Here is a 17,452-nt window from a genome sequence, read left to right as displayed (position 1 = left end):
TACCTCCCCTCGACTGTTACCCTTTTATGCAAATCATCGGCATGAGTCTGGCAACCGGAGCCGCGAGACCCGCGCCTGTCACGGACGTAATGACATCGCTACTTTTCTTGTACGCGTCCGGAGCTTCTTCGGCAACGGATTTGAGACTTTTGCTGCGAACAAGTATCCCTTTGTGACGAAGGGATTCCCCGATGTCCATGCCGTCGAATTTTCTCTTCGCTTCCGTGCGGGACAGAGCACGCCCGGCACCATGGTTGGCCGAGCCGAAGCTCTTGCGCATGGCCTCCTGTGTGCCGGCCAGAATGTATGAGGCAGAACCCATGCTTCCGCCGATGAGCACTGGCTGTCCCGCTTCCCGAATGTCTTCCGGAAGGGAGGGATGACCGGGAGGATAGGCCCGCGTGGCACCCTTGCGGTGCACGAAGAGTTTGCGCGTACCGTGCTCGCCCTCATGCCGTTCGACTTTGCAGGTGTTGTGCGACACGTCATAGAGAAGGGGCAGGGTGGCTTCGGGCATGACCGAGGCAAAGGCCTTTCTCACAAGATGCGTGATGACCTGCCGGTTGGCGAGGGCACAGTTGATACCGCAATGCATGGCGGCCAGGTAGTTCTGTGCTTCCTTGGAGTCGATGGGCGCGTGGGCGAGCTGTCTCGGATGTTTCGATTTGGGGGCACCGCTTTTGGATTTCTTCCCCTTTCTGCTCTTGGTTGGAGCCATGGCGTTGAGGAAATCCGTACCGATCTGATGACCGAGTCCGCGCGAGCCGCAGTGGATGCTGACTAGTGCGTCACCCTCTGAAATCCCGAAGATGTCGGCTTTTTCCGCGTCCAGTATTTCCTCGACATACTGCACTTCGAGGTAATGGTTTCCACCGCCGAGGCTGCCAATCTGGTTGCGGATGCGTTTTTTGGCCTCTTTTGAAACTTTGGAAGGATTGGCCCCGCGCGAAATACCGTTGTCCTCAATGCGCTCCAGATCGGCCTTTTGGCCGAGGCCGCGTTGCACGGCCCAGGTGGCTCCCCTTGTCAGCATCTCATCCAGTTCGTCGCCTTCAAGGACAATGTCACCACCGCGTCCGACTCCGGCCGGCACGGATGCAAACAGTGTGTCTGCCAGTTTTTCCTGATGAGCGAGGATGTCGTCCCGAGTCAAGCCGGTCAGCAGGGTACGGACTCCACAGGCAATGTCGAAACCGACACCTCCCATTGAAATGACGCCCCCTCGCTGCGGATCGAAGGCCGCAACACCGCCGATGGGAAAGCCGTATCCGGCGTGGGCGTCGGGCATGGCCATGGATGCGCGGACGATGCCGGGCAGGCAGGCCACATCCCTTACCTGTTTCAGCACCTCTTCGTCCATGTCGGCGAGAATGGATTCGGAAGCGAAGATAATCCCGGGCACCCGCATGTCGCCATGGATGGGCAGTTCCCATTCGAATGGGCTTTTCTGGACAAGATGACGCTTCATATCGAAGCATTATAACTCGATATGCGGCTTGTGTTCAATACATTTTCCGTAGACAGGCTTTCGCGGGGCGATTTTGTTGAAAGCGGGTGCAAAACGGGTTCTACCAACGTCAGGAAAAAAGGCCCCCGCCTTCAAGTTGAAGACGGGGACCGGGGTTCCTTGTCGCGATCCGGGCGGGCTACTTCATGGGCATGTTGGGGCGTTCCGTGCTTCCGCCGGTGCCGGGGAAGGGCTCATACTTCGGAGCGGGTTCGCCGGTGCCGAGGATTTTCTCGGCCTCTTCCATGAAGACCATGTAGCGGTGCTTGCACTCGAAGAAACCGTGCCACCACGCATAGTCCGGGGCCATCATGGCCGCGCCCATGCGTGCTCGACGTCCTTCGTGGTGCCAGAGGAAGTAGTACTCGATTTCGGGCTTCTGGTCGAAGGGGTTATCCTTGTCGAGCAGACCCTTCTCGTACATTTCGTCCAGCTTGGCCTTTACAGGCTTGTAGTACGTCTCGTTGTAGTTCTCCACAGCCTGATCAAGCTTGTTGTAATGGTCATCAACCCATTTCTGGCCGTGGCACTGCTTGCAGATTTCCTTCATCTTGTCGCGCTCGGTCTTCCAGTCGGTCTTGGCCGGGAACGGCTTGAAGTTCTCGGGGCGGACCGTGAGCGGCGCCTGAGTTTCCCAGCTGAGGCGTTCGGTGACGTCATGAGTGGTCATGACTTCGCCCGCGCCGGACATGTGGCAGCTGGCGCAGGTGGGACCGCGGTAGTCCACGCCGGGCGTCCAGGTGCCGGGTGCGGCACGCCAGTTGTACTCGTCGCCGAAGGCGTCATAGATGGCGCCGTGCTTGGATTCGTTGTAGATTTCGATCTGCGGATGGTCCGGACCGAGGTGGCACTGGCCGCAGGCTTCGGGCTTGCGAGCTTCCATGACCGAGAAGCGGTGCCTGGTGTGACAGCTGGAGCAGGAGCCAAGGCTGCCGTCCAGGTTCACGCGGCCGACGCCGACGTTCGGCCAGGTGTCGGGGTCGAGTTCACCTTCTTCGTTCACCTTCAGGATGCTGCCGTGACAGGCGTAGCAGCCGGTGGAACGTTCGACGGTGTTGTTCAGACCCTTTTTCATCCAGAAGTCGATCTTCCAGACAATGATGTTGGTGTTGGCGTGCTTGGAGCGGCTGTACTGCTTTACCTCGTCCGGGTGGCAGCGGGAGCAGTCCTTCGGGGTGACCACGCCTGCCACCGGGACTTTGTATTCGCTTACACCCCATTTGGTGTCGGAGCGCTCGTACTGTTTGTAGTGAGATTTACTGACGTCCTTGTCGTGTTCGTCAGCCTGGTGGCAATCGAGACAGGTGATGTTGGCGGCAGCGTGACGGCTTGCCGCCCAGTCCGCGAAGAGTCCGGGTGATTCCTGCTTGTGGCACTGGAGACAGGCCATGGCCTGTTTCGACATGCCGCGCTCAATGCGGAATTCCTTTTTCTTCTGCAGATCAGCGCCGGAGGCCGGGGCTGCCAGAAGCAGCAACGCGGCCAGAAGCGTCAACAGCGTGTAAGTCTTTCTCATCTCCTCTTATCCCCCTTTGATGATTAGAGACCTGGTCGCTTGTAGTTGTAGTAGGGCCGGTCGACGTGAACCAGATTCTTGTGGCAGTCGAGACATTTCTTCTCGTAGCCGGGCCTCGGGTACATCACCTGCTTGTGCGCCAGCATGGCTCCTCGCTTGTAGGGCATGTAGAGCAGGTTGCGGTGACATTTGAGGCACTGTTCGTTCTTGATGGACTTGCGGGCCTTGGCGGCTTGTTCCTCCCGGTCGTACTCCACCCCCATGAAGTGCGCGACAACGTCTTTTATGCCGTGTGCGGTCTTGGTATAAAAGAAGTTCACAGTGTCTTGAGGGGCCGGAAGGTGGCAGTCCATGCAGTCTGCCACGAAGCCCTGTGGGTTGTTCACGTGCGTCGACGTCTTCCAGGCCATGTAGGCGGCCTGAATCTCATGGCATGAAGCGCAGAACTCCGGCGTGGAGGTCCGCACCATCGTGTAGTACGCCATGCTGAAGATCGGGAAGCCGAGAACAATCCCGAGGACGATCCACAGGATCGGCCGATAGGGTTTTTTCATAGGCAAGCTCCGTCCTGTTTTTGGTTTTACGACAAGGATTTAAGCCATGTTACTCCTTTGCGACCATCAAAGATTTGATTCAGGTCAAAAAAGCACGACTGTTTTAAGGGGTATCACAAATTTATAGAATTTCCAGAATTATTATATTGCTTATCAAGGGTTAAGGGAAAGTTGCGAAAAGGGGTAAACGAGCGTAGAGAGTTGGCCGTCGGCAATAGCTGAAACAGCAAGGAGTCTGAATTGCGGATAATCATCGTCGGAGCCGGAGAAGTCGGCTTTCACATCTCGCGCCGTCTGGCCGTGGAGAACAAGGAAGTCGTGGTCATCGACCGATCGGAGAAAGCCCTCAAGAGGGTTGCCGAGGCCACTGACGTGCAGACCATTCAGGGTTCCGGCAGCAGCCCGCAGGTGCTTCTCGATGCAGGCATCAAAGGCGCGGACATCATGCTTGCGGTGACGGACAGTGACGAGATCAACATCCTCTCCTGTTTCTACGCCAATCAGCTTTCTCCCAACCTGACCAAACTGGCCCGCATCAGAAACGATGACTACACGCACTTTGCCGAACTCATCAAAAACGACGCCATCGGGATTCGCAAGATCATCAACCCCGACCTTGAGGTGGTCAACGCCATCCTGAGGCTGATGAGCGTTCCCGGAGCCGTGGAAATCAATGAGTTCGCGCAGGGCAAGATCCGCCTCATCGGCGTGAACCTGCCTGCCAAATCTCCGGTCATCGGCACCAAGCTTTTGAACCTGCGCGACCGCATCGGCGAGACCCCGGTGGTCATCGCGGCACTGGTCAGGGACGACGAACTCATCATCCCTAGCGGCGTGGACGAAATCCGACAGGGCGACATGGTCTATTTCGCTTGCGACATCCGCGATCAGGACGAAGTGCTGGAAAGCCTCGGCATCCACAGCGAGCCGGTGAGCAAGGTGCTGATCGTGGGGGGCGGCAATATCGGCTATCATCTGGCCAAGGCGCTTGACTCGAAACATTTCCATACCCGCGTCCTGGAGACCGATCCGGAACGCTGTCAGTTCCTGTCCGAAAACCTCGACCGGCCCATCGTGCTACAGGGCGACGGAACCGATCAGGACGTGCTGCACGAGGAAAACGTCGGCAATATGGATATGGTTATCTCCGTGACAGGGGATGAGGAGATCAATATCCTTACCTGTCTGCTGGCCAAGAGCCTCGGCGCGAAGAATACCACCACGCGGGTGAACAACTTCGCCTACATGCGGCTCATCGACCCCATCGGCATCGACCACCTCGTGTGCCCGCGGCTTTCGGCCATCAACTCGATCCTTCATTTCATCAGGCGCGGCAAGGTGATATCCACCGCCAGCATCAAGGCCGACGCGGCCGAAGTGCTCGAAGCCATTGCACAGGAAAATTCGGACGTAGTGGGCAAGCCCATCATGGAACTCGGTTTCCCCAGAGGCACACTGGTACTGTGCTTCCAGCGCGGCAACGACGTCATCATCCCTCGCGGCGACACCGTCATCGAACCGGAAGACCGTCTGATCATCCTCACCGCTCGCAACAACATCAGCAAGGTCGAAAAGGCGCTGGACGTCAAGGTGGAGTTCTTCTAGATGCGCTGGCGCAACGTACTGCACATTATCGGCGCCCTATGCGCCTGCGTAGGCCTGACCATGCTCTGGCCACTGCTCTGGGCGCTGTGGTACGGCGACTCCGGCGTGCAGCCGTTCCTGCTGGCCTCCGGCCTGACCGTGGCTTCGGGGGCGGGCCTCTTTTTTACTTTTCGTCAAAGCGGCATCAAGGTCATCAGCCACCGAGAGGGCATGGCCATCGTGGCGCTCGGCTGGTTGGTGGCGGGCGCGTTCGGCGGCCTGCCGTTTTTCTTTGCGGATACGTTCCCGACCTTCACCGACTGTGTCTTCGAATCCCTTTCAGGGTTCACGACCACGGGAGCCAGCGTGCTCTCCGACATCGAGTCCGTACCGCGCAGCATTCTGTTCTGGCGGAGCCTGACGCATTGGCTGGGCGGCATGGGCATCATCGTACTCTCTCTGGCCATCCTTCCCTTTCTCGGCGTCGGCGGCATGCAGCTTTACAAGGCCGAGGTTCCCGGACCGGTCCCCGACAAGCTCAAGCCGCGCATCAAGGATACGGCCATGGTGCTGTGGAAGGTCTATCTGGCCTTCTCCGTGATCGAGACCGTATTGCTCATGTTCGGCGGCATGGATCTTTTCGATGCGCTCTGCCACACCTTCGGAACCATGGCGACCGGAGGGTTCTCCACCAAGAACACCTCTGTTGCGGCATTTGATTCAGCCTACATCGACTACGTGATCACTGCCTTCATGTTCATCGCCGGGATCAACTTCTCCCTGCATTACCTCATGCTCAAAGGTAGGCTGAGCGCCATGATCAAGGACCCGGAGTTTCGGGTCTTCGCGGTGTTGTTCCTTGGTTTTACCGTGGTGCTGGCCCTTAGCGTCTATCTTGGCGGTACGTATGACTCCACCGCAGACGCGGTTCGGTTTACCTCGTTTCAGGTGGCCTCCATCCTGACCACGACCGGCTTTGCCACGGCGGATTACGAGCTCTGGCCAGCCCTGTGTCAGGCCATTCTGCTTTTCTGCATGTTTGTCGGCGGCTGCGCCGGATCTACTGCAGGCGGCATGAAGGTCATGCGTATCATGCTTATCCTCAAGCAGTCCTATCAGGAGCTTTTCCGCTTGATTCACCCGAGAGCGGTTTCCAAGGTGAAGCTCGGGCGCAAGCCGGTTTCAGATGATGTCATTCGCGGTGTGTGGGGCTTTTTCATCCTCTGGATCGGGCTGTTCATGCTGGCCGCGTTCGTGGTGTCCGCCACCGGAATAGACGTGGTTTCCTCATTTGCCGCCGCGCTTGCCTGCATCGGAAACATCGGTCCCGGCATCGGCTCGGTGGGGCCGACTGACAACTATGCGCATCTGCCGCAGTTGGCCAAGATGGCCCTGACACTGTGCATGGTTCTGGGACGGCTTGAGATTTACACCGTCATCATTCTTTTCGTGCCGGAGTTCTGGCGCAAGTAGTCGCGAGTTCATATCCATCGTCGCAGACAACAAAAGCCCGCCGGATGCATCCGGCGGGCTTTTGCGCTCTGGGTGGATACGGGCGGAACTCAATCTGCCCGAAAGTGGCAGCCCTTGGACTGCCGGTTCCGCATCGCGGAAAGCGTTATGACGTACGCCGTCTGGCAGCCGTGGAAAAGGTCCACTAGCGGTTTGCTGATCGGCGTGTTCTTGTAAAAATCCTGAAGGTTCTTGGCCAGAGTACGCATGTCCGAGAAAGCGCGGTGCAGGCGTCCTGCACTTCTGGAGATGCCCACGTAGTTCCACATGGTGTTGCGGATGGTGGCCCAGTCCTGATTGATGAGTGCCGGGTCTTCGTTATGCTCATCGCCTGCGTTGACCCAGTCTCGGATGGAATCCCTGAGCTTCTCGCTCATGGGTTCGGTCTTGCTGATGCGGCGCGCAATGTCCCGGCCGGAGGTCACACCCCATACCAACCCTTCGAGCAGAGACGTGGAGGCAAGACGGTTGGCTCCATGGACGCCGGTACAGGAGCATTCGCCCACTGCGTACAGCCGCTCCAGCGTGGTGCGGCCATTGAGATCCGCGAGCACGCCGCCACAGAAATAGTGGGCGGCGGGCACCACCGGGATCGGCTCGCTGGTGATGTCCACGCTGATGTTGCGGCAACGCTCGCTGATGGTCGGGAAGCGTTTGACGATGTCCTTTTTGATGTTCCGCGCCGCGTCGAGATACACGCAATCGTCGCCGGTCTTGAGCATCACGTCCATTATGGCGCGCGTCACGATGTCGCGGGGCGCGAGGTCGGCACGGTCATCGTAACGCTTCATGAAGGCATCGCCGCAGCTATCCACGAGAACGGCACCTTCGCCGCGCACCGCCTCGGAGACAAGGAAGCGCTGGCCGCCGCGTTTACCCGCATAGAGTGCCGTGGGATGGAACTGGACGTATTCGCAGTTCAGCAGCCTCGCACCGGCGCGATGGGCCATGGCGATGCCGGAGCCAATGGAGCCCGGGGTGTTGGTAGTATGCAGATACACCTGCCCGATGCCGCCGGTGGCCAGCACTGTATAGCGCGACAGGAGCGTTTCCACCTCGGCGGTATGCTCGTTGAGCACGTAGGCCCCGACACAGCTGTTGGCGAGGCTGTACTTGAAATCCATGTGCGACGAATGGTGATGCGTGGTGAGCAGGTCGATGGCGGTACGTTTGGTCAGCACCGTGATGTTGGGATGCTCGCTCACGGCCTTGGAAAGGGCTTCCATGATGTTGCGGCCGGTGTGGTCGTGACAGTAGAGGATACGGGGGAGGGAGTGTCCGCCCTCGCGGGTAAGAAACCAATCACCGGGTTTGCGCTGGTTGAACGGTATGTGCAGCTTGTCGATGAAGAGCTCCTGCAGCACGTCTGGACCTAGTGCGCAGAGCTGTCGGACCGCCTTGGCGTAGTTGTGATTCCACCCGGCGGTCATGATGTCTTTTTCGAGAATCTCGGGCTCGTCGTTTTCCGCATGGAAGACGATGCCGCCCTGTGCCAGCTCGGAGTTGCCGTAGGAAAGGCGTTCCCCGGCCGTAATGACCGTGCAGTGAACGCCTTCTTCAGCCATGGTCAGGGCACTTACGCAGCCGGCGATGCCCGATCCGATGATCAGAACATCGCTGATGGACCTGTGGTGTTCCATTCTTCCCCCTTCGAGGGTGGCGCAGGAACGGTATTGTCCCTGCCACGGTCCGAAAGCTCGATCTCCGGACCTTTCAAGTTGCCGCCTACGTGGGCCGGAAGGGCTATGCGCAGGCTTTGAGCATGCGTTCCAGCGCTTTGCGCGCGGGTTCGCGGACCTCCTCGGCAACGTCAACGGGTTCGGCGGTGTCGAGTTCCGAAAGTTTTGCGGCCAGTCTGGCTTCGGTGGTCTTACCCATGTCCTCGCAGCGCTGTACTGTGAGAGGGCGGATGATCTTTTCGCCCTTGTGACGCTCGGCAAGGCGTTCCACGAGGTTCGCTTCGGTGGCGACATAGATGGTGCTGCCTGCCGGAGCTTCCGCCACGTACTTGATGATGAACGAAGTGGAACCGTCGGCGTCCGCCTCGCGGGTCACATCAGGCGTGCATTCGGGATGCACCACGATCTTGGCTTCAGGTTCCCTGTCACGAATCTCAAGCATGGTGTCGAGCGTAAACTCTTCGTGAATGGGACAGCATCCCGGCCAGATAAGCAGCTTCTTGCCTTCGACCTCATCCGGGCTGACATACAGGGATGGATCTTCTTCAATCACGCTTTCATTAAGGATGTGACGTTGTTCCTCGGGAATTCCGAGAGCATCGGCGGTGTTGACCGCAAGGTGCCGGTCGGGAAGGAAGAGGACCGCGTCGCCACGTTCCATGGCCCATTCGAGCATGCGCTTGGCATTGGCGGAAGTGCATACGGAGCCCTCCCAGCGTCCCACCACGGCTTTCACGCCTGCGGAAGAGTTCACGTAGGTCAGCGGGATGATTTTCTTGCCGCTGCGGGAAAGGATTTCCAGTGCTTTCTCCACGGATCGCGACACGGCCATGTCTGCCATGGGGCAGGACGCATCCGGAGCCGGAATATGGATTCTCTGCTCGGGACGGCGCAGAATGGCAGCGGTTTCAGCCATGAACCAGACGCCGCAAAAGACGATGTGCTCGGCTTCAAGCCCCTCAATGCGACGGGCCAGTTCAAGGGAGTCTCCGGTTATGTCGGTATGCGCGAGTACTTCGTCGGACTGATAGTGGTGTCCGAGGATTGCGAGGCGGTCGCCCCGTTCACTCTTGATGCCTTCAATGCGGGCTGCGTCGCTCATCTAACACCTCTTAAAGAGTTATGAATTGCATGCTGAAGTCGGCTGCCGGTGCGGAGTGGGTGAGTCGTCCCACGGAAACGTAATCAGCACCGAGGCTGCCGATCTCGGTGATGTTGTCGAGACTGACGCCGCCGCTTATCTCCGTTTCGATGGTCTCGGGGATGTTGGACAGCGCTTCGCGGATCTGATCCGGGGTCATGTTGTCCAGCATGATGCGCTCAGGCTCGGCCTGCACGGCGGTCATGACCTCATCCAGATTGCGGCACTCGACTTCCACCGGCGGGCAGGGATCGTATTCGGAGCGGACCAGTCGGACTGCTTCGAATATTCCGCCTGCACGGTCGATGTGGTTGTCCTTGAGCATTATCATTTCGGACAGGTTTTTGCGATGGTTCTGCCCGCCGCCGACGAGAACGGAATATTTCTCGACGTAGCGGAGCCCCGGAAGGGTCTTGCGGGTGTCCAGCACGATGGTTTCGTAATCGTCGAGCGCCTGTACGTAGCGGCGGGTTAGCTCCGCTATGCCTGACATGTGGGAAATGAAGTTGAGGATGACCCGTTCGGCCTTAAGCAACACGGTCGCAGGGCCCTGCAGGGCGGCAATCATGGTGTCAGGACCGATTTTCTCACCCTCATCCACATTCAGCATATGCTTGCAGCCGCCTCCGGCCATCTCAAGCACAAGCGGGATGATGGGCAGTCCCGCAATGACGGTATCCTGCTTGGCGACGATTTGCGCGTTTGCCTGATCATCCTCTTTGAAGAGGGCGGCCGACGTCAGGTCGGAGCCGTCCTCGGCAAGGGCCACCTTGATGGCCGTGATCAGGAACATGCGGGCTTCAGACTGGAAAAATTCGTCAAACGATGTGTTCATGGCGGTTCCCAATGGTTTTCTTCAGGATAAATGGGAGTATGACAACGATTCCTTTTCGTCAAGTAGGTGAAGAGTTCATGAAATATTTCACAAAGATGTCGTCTGCGAAAGTCCTTAATCTTTGACCTGAAACCGTGATTGGTCTAAGAGGGTTCGGATGAGCGTGAAAGAATCCATTCCCGAGCTTTTCGAAAAGGAAGAGCACGGAAGNAAAGAGCACGATTATGACCAGCATCCCGCGGACGCCGCTGAACATATCGGCGGACTGGATGTGGACGAGCAGGTCAAGTTCATCAAGCAGCTGACCATCAAGGACGCTGCCGACTCCATTGCGGAAATGGATGCGCAGGACCAGCATGAACTCATCAAGAATCTGCCGCAACGGCTTGCCGCACGCATCATCGGGCAGATGTATCCGGATGACGCTACCGACCTGCTCGAAGAGCTCGACGAGTCGCACCGCAAGAATCTTCTGGGCAACCTGAAAGCCGAAGACCGGGCAGAGCTCAAGACACTCATGACATTCGACCCGGATACCGGCGGCGGCGTCATGAACACCGAGGTTGTGGTCCTTTCGCAGGATCTTTCCGCCGACGAAGCCATCAACAAGCTCCGCGAGGAAGTAGAGGACAAGGAAATTCCTTACTACGCCTACCTCGTTGATGAGCGTGAAAGGCTGACCGGCGTCGTCTCCCTGCGCGACCTGCTGCTTTCCAGAAGGGGCAGGAAGCTCAAGGAGCTCGTCAAGACGCAGAAGCTTATTTCGGTGAGCTACAACGTTGATAAGGAAGAAGTCGCCCGCCTCATCGCACACTACAATTTTCTGGCGCTTCCCGTTGTCGATTTCGGCAACCGCCTGCTCGGGGTCGTCACCGTTGATGACGTCATCGACATTATTCATGACGAGGCCTCCGAAGACATGCAGACCATGGTCGGTGCGGGCGCGGACGAAACCATCGATTCTCCGGTGGGCTTTTCCGTTCGCAAACGGTTGCCGTGGCTGCTGGTCAACATGCTCTTCTCCGGCGTTTCTGCGTGGGTGGTCCATCTTTTCGAGGGCAATATCGCCCAGATGGCCGTGCTGGCCGTGCTGATGCCTATGGTGGCCAATCAGGCGGGCAACACCGGCCAGCAGGCGCTCGCGGTCATGATCCGCCAGCTTGCCATGGAGAAATTCGACCGCAAACGCTCATGGCTGGCGGTATTCCGAGAAATGAAGATCGGCCTGCTCAACTCGTTGATGATCACCCTGATGGTCTTCGGCGTGATTTTCTTCATGTTCGGCAATCTGGAATTGGCCGGAGTCATGTCCTTCGCCCTGGCGTTCGACATGCTGATTGGGGCTTTCGCAGGCGCGGCCATTCCCTTGCTGCTGAAAGAGATGGGTCGTGACCCGGCGCAGGCGTCCAGTATCTTTCTTACGACCATTACCGACTCGCTCGGCTTCCTGTTCCTGCTCGGTCTCGGCGGCGTTGTTCTGCTGACCCAGTAGCCTGTCTTCAAATAATTGAAAGCAGTAAAGGGGCCATCTGATATCAGGTGGCCCCTTTACTGCTTTTTGAACGTTGCTTGAACGCAATGCTTTCCGTTTGATCAACAGGCGATGCTAGTCCTCGTATCCGCTCCCGATTGCGGAGAATGGCAGTTGAACGTCAAGCTCAGGAACTCGCTCAAGAACCCATGCAGTAAAGGTGTTGCTGTTAGGTCCCGGGAAGGCCTTGTATGTGTCCGGCCAAGGGTATTCACGAGCCGCATCATCAATTCGACGGATTAACTCATCAGCATCAGCGCCTCGCAGATCAGCCAGAAGTTCAGGCCGTTCTCCGAACCAGTAGCGGTCCGGAGTATCGTTCTCAATGCGAACGACCGGAAGGCCGCGCTTTTCCCGCCACCCGATCACTTCGTAGACGGTGTATTTTTCCTCATTGGTCTTTTTGGTGGCAATCCAGGTATGAACCGCAAACCACCCCCGCCATCCCCATGTGGGAGCGGCATAGACCTGAATGACCGCCTCTTTCGTCAGCGCCGGGTCCGGAGCAATGCCGGCTGCCTCTCTGCTGGCCGTTCTCCAGTCGCCTGTGGAACAACCTGCAAGGCACAGGATGATCAGAAAAACACAATATACCTTTTTCATCGGATTCATTCTCATACTTGTTAACATTCAAGAAGACTCCAGAGGCGTCAAGCGTGAAGCGCATCCATCTGGTTTCCCGCTGGGAGAATCGTCTCAAATATATATGTTCGAGATGATTAAAGTCCATCCCTGAGGCTTTCAGAAGCAGATAAGAAAGCAGAGGATAGATGGCTTCTTTCCTTGCCTGTTGTTTTTCAAGCATAAAAAAAGCCCGCCTTGCGGCGGGCTCGATATCGGAATCGGGTCCCTTGCTAGAAGCGGCGGGGACGACGTTCACGAGGCTGGGCTTCGTTGACGCGCAGGTCACGGCCCATGAAGTTGAAGCCGTTGAGGGCTTCGATGGCTTCGTCGCCACCGGACTCCATTTCCACGAAACCGAAACCGCGAGAACGGCCGGTTTCACGGTCCTGAATGACACGTGCGGAGGAGACTTCGCCATATTCGGCAAAAAGGTTGTGAAGATCAGAATCGGCCGCGGACCAGGCAAGGTTGCCTACGAAAATGTTCTTGGACAAGGGAAAAACCTCAAACTAAAAAATGAAACCTAACACCCGAAAACTGTTTCACCAGATTCGGGCTCGAACGGAGCTTCGGCAGCTGCAACGACGCAATGTGCACCGATTCCGTTCACTCAACTCTAAAGCCCAATATCTGTCATTCCCCACTTGGGTCAATAGTTTTTTATGGAAGATTTTAATTTTTTCATCATAAAGACGGACGCACTACGGTGGTGAGGCGCTCGAAATATCACTGTCCGATACAGTTCGACAGGCCCAAACCCCGCTTGTGCCGGGCATGAAAAAAGGCTCTCGCATAGCAAGAGCCCCTGAAAACGGTATGATGTGGAAGCTAATCCATTCCAAGTGAAGCAAGCAGGTCATCCACATCTCCCTGACTGCTTTCCTCGGTCGGTCCCTGCAGGTCGCTGGCCTTGGACTGCGCCTCTTCCCGCAGGCCATTGATATCCTTCTGGGGGGCTTCCTCTCTGGCCTTGATCATCAGGCCCGTGGACACCATTACCTCACGCACGATCTCTTCAACCTTTCGCAGGGAGTTGATGATGATCTTGATGCGCTGGCCGGTAAGGTCCTGAAAACTCAAGGTGACCATGATCTGGCTAAGATCGTTGGAGAGGGTGGAGTTGATCTCCTTCAGCTTCTCACGGTTTTCCTTGGTGACGCCTCCGGATTCGAAACCCTTGACGATATCGTCGAGCGTGGTGGACATGTCCTGAAGCTTTTCCACGATGTCGATGATGTCCACCGCGGCCTTTTCCGTGGTGCGCAGCACGGCATCGAGCTGGTCGGACGTCTCGGAGAATATTTCATCGGGATCAATGTCGGCCTCGATGTGCTTGACCACCTCGCCGGTCTTGGCCGCCTTGACCTCATTATAGATCTGCTTGAGACCTTCCTGAAGGTCCGCGTTGACCCGGCGGTAGAATTCGCCTTCGAGCAGTGCGGTGGAGAGATGGTTTGCTATCTCTTTTTCCACCGACTTGGTGATGGAGTCACGAAGGCTTTCGGTCAGCGTTGCCGCAACCTTGTCCATCATGTCTCTGACGATATCTTCATTGGCCGTCATGAATCCCCTCCCGGATGCACTTATGCGATCAGGTTCGTCTAGAGCTGCGGATTTCTTCCCGCTGACGCTGAAATACGAACTGGATGATCATCTCAAGGTCGTTTTCATTCATGTTGACGAATTCAAAGCGATGGACTCCCGAACTCTTGTCGCCGTCTATTACCTTGCCCTTGGAACCGGCCAGACGAAGGGGAACCCTGTCCAGCACGATAACCACCTCAAGCAGGTCTCCGGCGCGTACGTTCTCCGAAGTGCTAAACTTCATGCCAGCGCCGGAAATCTCGATGACTTCGAGGTTCAGCGGGAAATCGTCGCGAAGGTGTTCCCGGCTGAGCAGTCCGAGAATGGTATCGAGCTTACGGTCCATTTCCTGAAGGAACCCGGTGACTTCCTCCGGAAGCTTCCCGCCGCGCAGGTCCGCCTGCATGGGCTGGGCATGGCTCTGGAAGAGCCGGGGAGAGTCGAGGGCGTGCGCCTGTCTTGCGTGCGCCTTCAACCTGACCGGGACCCGTGAAAAAGACCGCTTTTCACTGCTCATACCAATCTCCGTGGCTATTGCCTGTCCGCGTCCTCAAGATCCAGACTCATGGCCTTGACCGGACAGACCCTTGTACACATGCCGCAAGCGGAGCATTTTTCCACGTCGAACTCCACGGTGCGGTCGGACTTGTTGATGACGAGGGCCTTGGTGGGGCACATGGAGATGCACAGCCCGCAGTGGACGCAACTGTCCTCGTCGCGGAATATCTTGTGGGCGACCGGCGTAATGCGGATGCCAGCTTCCTTCAGGTATGCGATTCCCTTGTGGAAGTCTTCCTCAAGCCCCGTGATTTCGAGTGTCATGGTGCCTTCGTGCCTCGGGCTGATATCGGCCTTGAGAATGTTGAAGCTCAGGTCGAACAGCTTGGAGAGGTTGGAGACAACGGGCCGTCCCGACTCTTCCGGCGGGAACGTGAGGTAGACGATTTTCCTGAATCCTTTGATGATTTCGTTCATGGGTATCCTACTGATATTCGTTTTATGGCATGCCTTCATTCAAGGGGCAAGCCGCTACTTCTTTTCGAGATACTGCAAAGCCTGCTTGGCTTCCCGCGAGTCCGGAAAGCGCTTGACCAGCAGATTGAGCGCCGCCTTGCCGGCTTTCTGCTTGCCGAGATTCATCAGGGCGTATCCCTGCTTGAGCATGGCCGCAGGGACCTTGCTGCTCTTGGGATACTTCTTGATGACGTCATCGTAAAGCAATGCGGCGCGGCCGTAGTCCTTGAGCTTGTAATAACTCTGACCCTGCCAGAAGATGGAGCTGGCGCGATAGGGGTGTTCCTTGAATGTCTCGGAAAACTCGGCCCAGTAGGTGCGCGCCTTCTCGTAATTACCCTGCTTGTATTCGCCCATGGCCCTGTCGTAGAGCGCCTTGGCGGGGTCGGCAGGTTTCTTCTCGGGTTCCGGAGCAGCCACCGGTTCGGCAGCAGTTCCGTTGGATTCCGCGGCCGCGACGCCCTGTTTTTCACTCTGGGGGCTGGCGGACCGGGCTGCTTCCATCGCCGCAACGGTTTCCAGCTCGACATTGAGGTCGTTTTCCATGGCGAATTCCACCGCGCTCAGTCGTTCGCGCAGGGTGGGCATGGTGGCGTTAGCCGAGCCGAGCTGGTTGTCCATCCTCACCTGCATGACCTCGACCTGACCGGTGAGAAGGGCGAACTGTTGCCTCAGGCTGTTCAGTTCCACCCATATATCGGCGGTTTTCTGGGCTACCGGAGTGTTGGTCCTTTCGATCTCCTGGCTGAGCTGCTGCCGCGCTTCGGCAAGCTCTCGCTCCAGTTGCATGATCAGGCGGCGTTGCTCCTCGCTGGTTCTGCGCGAGCGTGCCTCGATGGATTCTACCTGCTGCTTGGAAGCGCATCCGCCCAAAAGAAGCGAAAACATTACAAGCATCATCGATAGGGTGATGACCTTTTTCATTGGATGGGCTCTCCTCGTTTTCTGCCGATGAGAACATAACTTAATGCCCCGATGAGGGGAATGAAAATGATGAGCTGGATCCAGCCCACCTTTTCTCCGTTGCTGTCAAAGTCGCGTTTCCACGCGTCAAGTATGGCCCATGCGCTGAACGCGAAGAGGGCGAGCACAACGCCGCCCGCGAGCGCCCATTGGGCGGCTGTTATCTGGGAAATACGTTCAAGCATTTGCGTAGCTCCTGTTATTTCGCGTGAGAAGGTGAAGTCCGAGCAGCAGGAAAATACCGGTGACAACCTGTGTTACGCTGGCGAATCCGAAATCGCCGCGCCAGTCGGCCCTGAAGAATTCCACGAAAATGCGGAATGCGCCGAACAGGACGAGATACAGGCCTGCGGTTCTGCCCGGGGTTGGATTTCTGCGGGAAAACCAAATCAGTGCAAAGAAAGTCAAAAAGCCCGCCGCGCTCTGGTACAGTTGCGCAGGATGCACAGGCGTGCCGATGGGGGCGAGACCGTTCGGATCGGAGAAGATCATTGCCCACGGGACATGGGTCTTTGCTCCGTAACAGCAGCCTGCCAGGAAACAGCCAAGGCGGCCGATTCCCTGACCCAACGCCACGGCAGGGGCCAGCGCGTCACACCAAGCCAGTCGATGCGGCTCACGCCTCAGTTTCATGAACCCCAGCACGGCGGCAAAAGTCAGACCGCCGGAAAACACAAGCCCGCCGTTCCAGAATGCTACAATCTCAGTAGGGCGTTGCAGGAAGTAGGGCAGGTCAATGAGCACATACAACAACCGGGCACCGAGAACAGCGCCCAGTACGATGCGGAACGCAAGTCCCGGCAGGATATCGGTATTCAGACCACGGCGTTTCGCCTCGCGCGTTGCCCACCAGATGGCAGCCAGAAACGCCAGCGCAACGAACACTCCGTAAGAGTGCAGCGTGAGTGGTCCGAGCCTAATCAGTACCGGATGCATCCTTCCTGTTTATCCAGAGCGAGACAAGCACCGCACCTGCGCCAACGGTCAGGGCCGAGTCAGCCACGTTGAAGGCGGGCCAGTGGTATGTTCCCACGTAAAAGTCCAGAAAATCGACAACTTCTCCGAGGCGAACCCGGTCGATGAGGTTGCCGACCGCTCCACCGGCGATCATGCCGAGCCCGGCGATCATGAACCTGTCGGACTCCTCAGTCTTGCGCAGCAGTTGCGCGATGAATACGAGAGCGACCACGGTAATGCCGACGAAGAGCGGTACCTGCCAGTCGATATCGTCACGGTCCAGAAAGCCCCATGCCGTTCCCTTGTTGCGGACGTGGACGAGGTTGAAGAATCCGGGGATGACCTTCTTCCAACTCCACAGGGGGAACGTTTCCATGATCAGCCATTTGGTCCATTGATCAAGGGCGACCATGACGGTCGCCCATATTCCGGCTATTGCGTAGCGGTTCAT

18 protein-coding genes are annotated in these 17,452 nt (G+C 57.4%); 3 read left to right on the top strand and 15 right to left on the bottom strand.

Translation table 11 applies throughout. The features are described from left to right. Positions 1-16 precede the first annotated feature (16 nt). From B149_RS0111805 to B149_RS0111795, 3 genes are all read right to left on the bottom strand, one after another. Entirely contained in the window at positions 17-1,468 is a 1,452-nt protein-coding gene (locus B149_RS0111805) for an RtcB family protein (RefSeq protein WP_018125369.1), read from the bottom strand. A gap of 178 nt (positions 1,469-1,646) precedes the next feature. Next, positions 1,647-3,023 carry a multiheme c-type cytochrome gene (locus B149_RS0111800; RefSeq protein ID WP_018125368.1) on the bottom strand — a complete coding sequence of 459 codons (1,377 nt, stop codon included), beginning with the start codon at positions 3,021-3,023 and terminating at the stop codon, positions 1,647-1,649. A 23-nt stretch (positions 3,024-3,046) separates the two neighbouring features. Beyond that, on the bottom strand, positions 3,047-3,577 hold the full coding sequence (locus tag B149_RS0111795; protein WP_018125367.1) for a cytochrome c3 family protein: 531 nt from the start codon (positions 3,575-3,577) through the stop codon (positions 3,047-3,049). A gap of 240 nt (positions 3,578-3,817) precedes the next feature. Between B149_RS0111795 and trkA the strand changes: the two genes are divergently transcribed. Together trkA and B149_RS0111785 are read left to right on the top strand one after the other, a co-directional pair. Continuing rightward, the gene (gene trkA, locus B149_RS0111790; protein WP_018125366.1) at positions 3,818-5,182 is read left to right on the top strand and encodes a Trk system potassium transporter TrkA; all 1,365 of its coding nucleotides are present in this window, start codon (positions 3,818-3,820) and stop codon (positions 5,180-5,182) included. Further along, positions 5,183-6,634: a TrkH family potassium uptake protein gene (locus tag B149_RS0111785; RefSeq protein ID WP_018125365.1), complete on the top strand. Its 1,452-nt coding sequence runs from the start codon at positions 5,183-5,185 to the stop codon at positions 6,632-6,634. Positions 6,635-6,723: 89 nt separating this feature from the next. Here the strand turns inward: B149_RS0111785 and nadB are convergent, their stop codons facing one another. The 3 genes from nadB to nadC form a co-directional block, all read right to left on the bottom strand. Continuing rightward, positions 6,724-8,313 carry an L-aspartate oxidase gene (gene nadB / locus B149_RS0111780; RefSeq protein ID WP_018125364.1) on the bottom strand — a complete coding sequence of 530 codons (1,590 nt, stop codon included), beginning with the start codon at positions 8,311-8,313 and terminating at the stop codon, positions 6,724-6,726. A 103-nt stretch (positions 8,314-8,416) separates the two neighbouring features. Then, positions 8,417-9,454 (bottom strand): quinolinate synthase NadA, encoded by a 1,038-nt coding sequence (gene nadA, locus B149_RS0111775; protein ID WP_018125363.1) that lies wholly within the window; start codon positions 9,452-9,454, stop codon positions 8,417-8,419. Between the two features lie 10 nt (positions 9,455-9,464). Further along, positions 9,465-10,328, bottom strand: a complete 864-nt coding sequence (nadC, locus tag B149_RS0111770) for a carboxylating nicotinate-nucleotide diphosphorylase (protein WP_018125362.1) — start codon at positions 10,326-10,328, stop codon at positions 9,465-9,467. Between the two features lie 157 nt (positions 10,329-10,485). Here nadC and mgtE point away from each other — a divergent pair, with 157 nt between their 5' ends. Continuing rightward, positions 10,486-11,820: a magnesium transporter gene (mgtE, locus tag B149_RS0111765; RefSeq protein ID WP_018125361.1), complete on the top strand. Its 1,335-nt coding sequence runs from the start codon at positions 10,486-10,488 to the stop codon at positions 11,818-11,820. A 114-nt stretch (positions 11,821-11,934) separates the two neighbouring features. Here mgtE and B149_RS0111760 read toward each other — a convergent pair whose 3' ends face one another. From B149_RS0111760 to lspA, 9 genes are all read right to left on the bottom strand, one after another. After that, positions 11,935-12,462, bottom strand: a complete 528-nt coding sequence (locus tag B149_RS0111760; protein WP_026167589.1) for a DUF3750 domain-containing protein — start codon at positions 12,460-12,462, stop codon at positions 11,935-11,937. 251 nt (positions 12,463-12,713) lie between these two features. Next, entirely contained in the window at positions 12,714-12,977 is a 264-nt protein-coding gene (locus tag B149_RS0111755) for an RNA recognition motif domain-containing protein (RefSeq protein WP_018125359.1), read from the bottom strand. 334 nt (positions 12,978-13,311) lie between these two features. Continuing rightward, complete coding sequence (locus B149_RS0111750) at positions 13,312-14,046, bottom strand: protein phosphatase CheZ (RefSeq protein ID WP_018125358.1); 735 nt, start codon at positions 14,044-14,046, stop codon at positions 13,312-13,314. A 28-nt stretch (positions 14,047-14,074) separates the two neighbouring features. Beyond that, complete coding sequence (locus tag B149_RS0111745; protein ID WP_018125357.1) at positions 14,075-14,584, bottom strand: PilZ domain-containing protein; 510 nt, start codon at positions 14,582-14,584, stop codon at positions 14,075-14,077. 14 nt (positions 14,585-14,598) lie between these two features. Continuing rightward, entirely contained in the window at positions 14,599-15,042 is a 444-nt protein-coding gene (locus B149_RS0111740) for an NIL domain-containing protein (protein ID WP_018125356.1), read from the bottom strand. Positions 15,043-15,096: 54 nt separating this feature from the next. Then, a complete protein-coding gene (gene ybgF, locus B149_RS0111735; RefSeq protein WP_018125355.1) occupies positions 15,097-16,005 on the bottom strand; it encodes a tol-pal system protein YbgF in 909 nt (302 codons plus the stop codon). Next, the gene (locus tag B149_RS0111730; protein WP_018125354.1) at positions 16,002-16,229 is read right to left on the bottom strand and encodes a PLD nuclease N-terminal domain-containing protein; all 228 of its coding nucleotides are present in this window, start codon (positions 16,227-16,229) and stop codon (positions 16,002-16,004) included. The genes ybgF and B149_RS0111730 overlap by 4 nt, the downstream gene beginning before the upstream one ends. Continuing rightward, complete coding sequence (lgt, locus tag B149_RS0111725) at positions 16,222-16,980, bottom strand: prolipoprotein diacylglyceryl transferase (RefSeq protein ID WP_018125353.1); 759 nt, start codon at positions 16,978-16,980, stop codon at positions 16,222-16,224. Before lgt ends, B149_RS0111730 begins: the two co-directional genes overlap by 8 nt. Further along, positions 16,961-17,452 (bottom strand): signal peptidase II, encoded by a 492-nt coding sequence (lspA, locus tag B149_RS0111720; protein WP_018125352.1) that lies wholly within the window; start codon positions 17,450-17,452, stop codon positions 16,961-16,963. Before lspA ends, lgt begins: the two co-directional genes overlap by 20 nt.

The organism is Desulfovibrio oxyclinae DSM 11498 (genome assembly GCF_000375485.1).
Classification (GTDB): Bacteria; Desulfobacterota; Desulfovibrionia; order Desulfovibrionales; family Desulfovibrionaceae; genus Pseudodesulfovibrio; species Pseudodesulfovibrio oxyclinae.
The sequence above is the reverse complement of the archived record's forward strand: the minus strand, read 5'-3'. Positions and strand labels throughout refer to the sequence as shown.